A 5,601-nucleotide genomic window follows, 5' to 3' on the forward strand; every position below is an offset into this window, starting at 1 on the left:
AAACAATTAATATTCAATTAAATAACAATAAGAAAAGTACATATGCAATAGTAATTTATTTAATGCGTCGGCCCTGCCTGAACCAATTTTAACAGTAATAAGGAAAGGAGAAAAAGAATATAATGAAGATAGTATATTGCAACTTATGAAAAAGCTAAAATCTAATACGGATTCACGTTTTCAGCATATCACTCCAGAAAATTTTGTTAATACTCTAAAGAAAGGTATGTCTCTTTCAGATGTTTTTTTAGAACTAATCTTTGAAGAAACAACAGAAGAAGAAATGCAACTTTTACGACAAAAGCTTGAATCGGAAAAAACAGAAGAAATTTATTACTTTATTGATGAAGAGACCAAGAATGAACGTTTGAAGTTTAGGAATAAGATAAACTTGGATGATATATATGATACATTAATTAATAATATACAGTGTCCTCAATATAAACCTATATCTGAATTTGACTTATATTTCATACAAGCTGTCGTTATTGTGTATCATGAGGAATATGAAGGATGGAAAAGTAAGGTGGAAATAGAAGGTACTATAAATTTAGACCTTGTATCTGAATTTTATTTTGGGGAAGGTTATAGAAATGAAGTCTTTTCATTTTATTATAATTATTATGAAGGAAAATGTTTTAACCAGTTATTCCATGCTATGAATTACGGTTTTATAAAGCCAGAAGTAATGAAAAAATATGTTATTGATAGGTTACAAGAATTGGAGTTGGCAGAATATGTCCAAAAAAGATATGATGAATACCGAAAAGTAACTGGTGGCGGCAAGGATTTTTGTTTTTATGAACGATTGGATATTATTAAAGTAGGAAAAGAGTTATCTCGCTATTATGCTAACTTGCCAAATGGTGAGAAGAACTATTTTTTTACTCGCATGTGTTTGTCGGATGTGATAGATAATGTGATACCAGCTTTAAAATCCGGACTTGATGTTGCAGCTTTTGCTTCGTTATTGTGGAAAAGTAAATTTTTTAATTCATCTATTGAGGATGACAGATTTACCAATTTCCGTGATGATATAGCTAACATATTTAAATTAAATGGTATTCCTAATATAACTGATTATACGGTAGGTAAGTTGAAAGTTAAAGAGAAAGCAAAAAAACTTAGAGGACAATTTAAGAGTCTTGAAATATTGGTTGAAGAGAAATATTTTACATAAACGACCCGTTCCCGACCTGTTCCTCTTTTCTTGTATTTATAGTTTTTTTATCTCCTTGTATTATAACTATTACGTTGTTTTACAGGGAGATATCTTTTTATGCTTATGTTCCTCTAGTCAAAACGTGTTTTTTTTCTTTTTTACTTTACAACCGAATTCTGAGCGCTCTGAATTCAGAATAGATGTTCAACAATTAAAAATTAGAAGAAAATATGAAAGATACCTTATTAAAAGAAAAACCTCTTTTCCAGTCTACTTTGGGTGATTTGATGGAGGTCTTGAAAGAAGAGTTAGGCTTTGCAAGTGAGAGTGGTAACGATGAAAAGGACAACATCTTCCCATCTGGTGGTAAACATTATGTCCGGGGCATGAAAGAACTGGCAAAAGCTCTTCATTGCTCCATTTCGACTGCTCAACGCATAAAGAGTAGCGGTGTCATTGATGCAGCTATTTCTCAAAACGGTAAGGTCGTTGTAATTGATGTTGAGCGGGCTTTGGACATATTGAGAGTTTCTAATAAAAAATGGGGGCGTAAGAACTCCAAGTAATTAACTGGAATAGACAGTTTCACTGGAAAATATGCCGGCTGTTTTCAATGGTGAAGCTGTCTATTCATAAATCAAGAAAAAGCATGAAGGAAAAGAACTGGGAATTACTTGTCTTAAATGAATAGGTAGGACAGATTGGAGAGACTGGTGTAGCTCCAATGGTAACAGTTTCATTAGTGAATGTCCAGCAAGACTCTTTGATGAACAAATCAGAGACAGTCAATGAGGTTCAGCTATGGCTAAATATGATCAAATATGAGAATAAAATGTAGTGATATAAGATCGATTATAATCAAGTAGTCGTGCGTATAACTAATTGAAATCAAGAAAGTTAAGATACGTAAAACGTTTGATTTATTCACCTATATTTGCTCATGGAAATTTTAAAGAGAACTATTAAAAAAATTAGAAAATGGCAGAAGAAAGAAAAACAGTAGATGCTATGTTAAATGAGCAGAAAGAACAGAAATCCGTAAAAAAGAATGGTGCAGCTCCTCAAAAAGGAAAGAACGCCTCAGTAGAGTCTCCGAAAGCTGATAAGGAGACTGAACAAGAACCGCTAAAACTCACTCGTAGGCAAATTTTTACTCTCACAACTCTTCTTACATATAAATATCGGTTTGCTCGCATCTTAGTAAACAGGGATATTGATAAGGAGGAGGTAAAAAAGAAGATTGAATCAATCAGAGCCGCAAAGGGTGTTATAACCCCTTTCTTGGTACTTTCAGCTAAGGAATGTATCGAAGCAGGTCTTGATGTGGTGGACTATAATGGCAATGTAATAACCAAGGATACCCCTGATCTTGAACACATTCTAGTGATATTGGATGGTCAGCACCGTTGGGAAGCCATTAAAGAACTTAAAAAGGCTGGTGAGGACTATGAAGCTTACTTTATTCTACCACTTACAGATCAATATGATCTTATGACGATATTAAAGGAGGCGAATACTTCTGTGAATCCTTGGGATGGAATTGATTGGCTAACGATGGCTATCCAGACAGCAAAAGTTCGTGGTCTTGATACTTCCAAGTTGGAATGGCTGAAATCTTTAGCAAATACAGAAAACATTTCTGACTCTGCGGCTTCCTTATTCGTTACTGGGGGTAAAAAGATATACTCAAAATCCGCGATTAAGTCTGCCATTGATTCAAAAGACCCAGATAAATTGGAAACGCTAGTTGATGAGGATGGACTTGACCGTAATAAAAATCTTTATGATGCTGCTATTGCTAAATTGAACATAAAGACAGTTGGCTTGAAAATAACTCCTAAAATGCTATTTAGTTTTGTAGAGCAACTCATTAACAAAAACAAGCCGATTAACGATGCGTATGCTCATGTCATCGAGTTTCTAAATTCTCTTTCAAAAGAGCAGATAGAATCTCTTGATAATGCAAAGAAGACTACTAGCAGGAGCAAAGATCAGGTTATTACAGGTCTTTTCAAGAGTTATTGGAAAGCATTTACCGAGCGAGAAGCCTTAAGCTAAAATTGAAAAAATGGAGGGAGGGGTGAGAGACCTCTCTCTCTTAATGAGAATTACGAATTACACTCAAATCATAATTGAAAAGGTTAAACTCTATTTCCTCTCCATAGTGATAAGTTTACCAAAGTGATACAAGAATATAATAAAACATGGATATGATGACATTACAAGAATTAAAACAAAAAGGATATGTCTTATGTTTGCCGCAAAAGATACGCTTAGACACAGGACTCATAGGAAAACTGACATGCAATTTACATTGTAATGCCAACGCACCGACATTACATGCAATTCCTGCCAAAACCTTCTTATCAAGGGGATGGTTAGCTGTGGATGATAATGGAGAATTGATTTCTCTTCTTGATATGGATATAGACCGGAAATTGGTGCTACTTGAAGATATTAGCTTGTACTTCGCATTGCAGCAGACAAAGCTACCTGATAGCAATATAGTGGTAGACATACTGATAGAGATGCCAAGAGGTAAAAAATGGAGTTTTTAAAGAGATAGCATTATGCCAAAAGTAAGAGACTACAAGGACATAGAAGTTGTGTTCGATTCGTCTGATACAAATCTAACCATTAAGCATCAAACCGGAGATGCCATAATTCCATGCAAGGGAGGAGCTTCTATTGTTCCTCTCCCATGTGGAGGTGGAAAGAGTACGGCTACTTGTGATCTGGTTGCCAAGAGATGTGATAAAGGAATCGTGATCTTTGTTGCTACACGTGCCGATGCAAACGATATGAAGAAAAGGCTGGAAAGTCTGTCTCTCCCTGCATTGAAAGACGAAATAGTGACTTTACATCAAGAAGATTCTTACTACAGTAGTTACATAGCACATCCTGAACAGGTAACAAAGAAAAAGGTTCTGATTGTGCCCAGTGTTCACCTCTATTTGGATTATCTGCCAGCCCTATTTGCTTATGACAGTGGAAAGGTGATTGATATATCTAAATATACTGGAAACTTAGGAGCATTACTAAAGTCTACCGAAGTACGCAAGTTTTGTATAATAGACGAACAGCCATCCTTTATACAACCGTTTAATACATTTGAGCGGCTTAGAATTCTTGCTTATATGGGTAACTTGGGGACATCATCTAAAGGTAATATTCCTATTGGAGTAGGTTTATATTACCATTGTTTAGGAATACAGGAAATGAAGGCTGTGAATAGTACATTCTTAAGAAAAACCAGCGATCATTTATATAGTACTAAGTCAGCCTTGAATACATATCGAGAGGAAGAGGTATTAGTGTATATCAACCAAAATTATTCAGTTATATGGAATGCAAAAGGGAAGTATTATCCAATATATCACTTTATAAAGGATTGGGTGGTAAAGGGGATGCAGATGAATGTTATCATACTGGATGCTACTGCGGATGTTCTAAGCGATTACAAGAAAACACCTTTCAAGTTGATCCAGAATTCGGGAAAGATGTACTCGTCACCTATAACCTTTCAAGAATTTCCAATGTCCCTTGAAAGATGGTTGTTCGAGAAAGATGTAGACGATAATACAATTCGTGACAGAATACAGGATATAGTTGATGAGTTGGCAGATCAGATACAACAGGCTTCTCCGTTGCTTATTGTCACATGGAAATATATGGTAGCCAGAGACAGTGATCCAGATAAAGAAGATAAACACCTGAATATTATGACAGTGCTTGAAGAAGAACTAAATAAAAAAGGATTGGCAGGAAAATACAGTATTATCTATCGTGGTTCCGGTCAAGATAAAGCTACCAATGCTTTTAGTAATTATGCAGGCATCTCTTTTGTCGGAGAATGGCGAACGGGCAAATCTGGATTATCCTTGATTAATAAAAACTACGGCATTCATTCGACTGAACGAAGAATAAGAACAGCTGGAATGATTCAAGCTATATGTAGACTTCGGATAAGGCAGCATAATGGTGATCCGATTCATGTATTCTATTCCGATGATATAGATCCACAGCTAATGAAAGATGTCTTTGATTATTTCAAGGAGAATAGTGATGTGGGGGTAATCATAAGTGGAATGCCTGTTCTTATGCCAGCGACAAAAAGAACACCTGTATTTCTTAAGAAGGTAGTAGCCTTGTGTGGCTATGATCCTAAACTATTGGATGCCATAAAATATTGTAGGACATATACACTTACAGTCAGGTTGAAGGATATCCTTGTACTTATCCCCATGAAAGAAAAGAAAGCTCGCTCGTATGATCCGTTAAAAGATACGTTAAAGAAGGAGTATAATATTATCCTCAAAGTGGTACGATAGTAAAAATTCGTTAAGTGGGATATTCTCCTACGATCTACATTACTATTATATAAGAGATTAATAACTTAAATCCCACCTTTTATAATAAATAGAATATGACAGATAAGA

At 35.2% G+C, this 5,601-nt stretch carries 5 protein-coding genes; all 5 read left to right on the forward strand.

Annotation, left to right across the window (positions count from 1 at the left end; translation table 11 throughout):
* Nucleotides 1-145: 145 nt before the first annotated feature.
* The 5 genes from ACESQI_RS23945 to ACESQI_RS23965 all read left to right on the forward strand — a co-directional run bounded on the left by ACESQI_RS23945 (nucleotide 146) and on the right by ACESQI_RS23965 (nucleotide 5,493).
* The gene (locus ACESQI_RS23945) at nucleotides 146-1,180 is read left to right on the forward strand and encodes a hypothetical protein (protein WP_373127357.1); all 1,035 of its coding nucleotides are present in this window, start codon (nucleotides 146-148) and stop codon (nucleotides 1,178-1,180) included.
* Between the two features lie 212 nt (nucleotides 1,181-1,392).
* Nucleotides 1,393-1,728 carry a DUF3853 family protein gene (locus ACESQI_RS23950; protein ID WP_234138357.1) on the forward strand — a complete coding sequence of 112 codons (336 nt, stop codon included), beginning with the start codon at nucleotides 1,393-1,395 and terminating at the stop codon, nucleotides 1,726-1,728.
* 412 nt (nucleotides 1,729-2,140) lie between these two features.
* Nucleotides 2,141-3,220: a hypothetical protein gene (locus ACESQI_RS23955; protein WP_002559695.1), complete on the forward strand. Its 1,080-nt coding sequence runs from the start codon at nucleotides 2,141-2,143 to the stop codon at nucleotides 3,218-3,220.
* A gap of 152 nt (nucleotides 3,221-3,372) precedes the next feature.
* A complete protein-coding gene (locus ACESQI_RS23960) occupies nucleotides 3,373-3,720 on the forward strand; it encodes a hypothetical protein (RefSeq protein ID WP_234138355.1) in 348 nt (115 codons plus the stop codon).
* A 12-nt stretch (nucleotides 3,721-3,732) separates the two neighbouring features.
* Nucleotides 3,733-5,493 (forward strand): hypothetical protein, encoded by a 1,761-nt coding sequence (locus ACESQI_RS23965; RefSeq protein ID WP_234138354.1) that lies wholly within the window; start codon nucleotides 3,733-3,735, stop codon nucleotides 5,491-5,493.
* Nucleotides 5,494-5,601 lie beyond the last annotated feature (108 nt).

The organism is Bacteroides sp. HPS0048, assembly GCF_964240755.1.
GTDB classification, from domain to species: domain Bacteria; phylum Bacteroidota; class Bacteroidia; order Bacteroidales; family Bacteroidaceae; genus Bacteroides; species Bacteroides nordii.

Excerpts from the sequence above, each read along its gene's own strand:
- ACESQI_RS23965 (WP_234138354.1), top strand. The coding sequence starts at position 3,733 with ATGCCAAAAGTAAGAGACTACAAGGACATAGAAGTTGTGTTCGATTCG.
- ACESQI_RS23960 (WP_234138355.1), top strand. The coding sequence starts at position 3,373 with ATGATGACATTACAAGAATTAAAACAAAAAGGATATGTCTTATGTTTG.
- ACESQI_RS23955 (WP_002559695.1), top strand. The coding sequence starts at position 2,141 with ATGGCAGAAGAAAGAAAAACAGTAGATGCTATGTTAAATGAGCAGAAA.
- ACESQI_RS23950 (WP_234138357.1), top strand. The coding sequence starts at position 1,393 with ATGAAAGATACCTTATTAAAAGAAAAACCTCTTTTCCAGTCTACTTTG.
- ACESQI_RS23945 (WP_373127357.1), top strand. The coding sequence starts at position 146 with ATGAAAAAGCTAAAATCTAATACGGATTCACGTTTTCAGCATATCACT.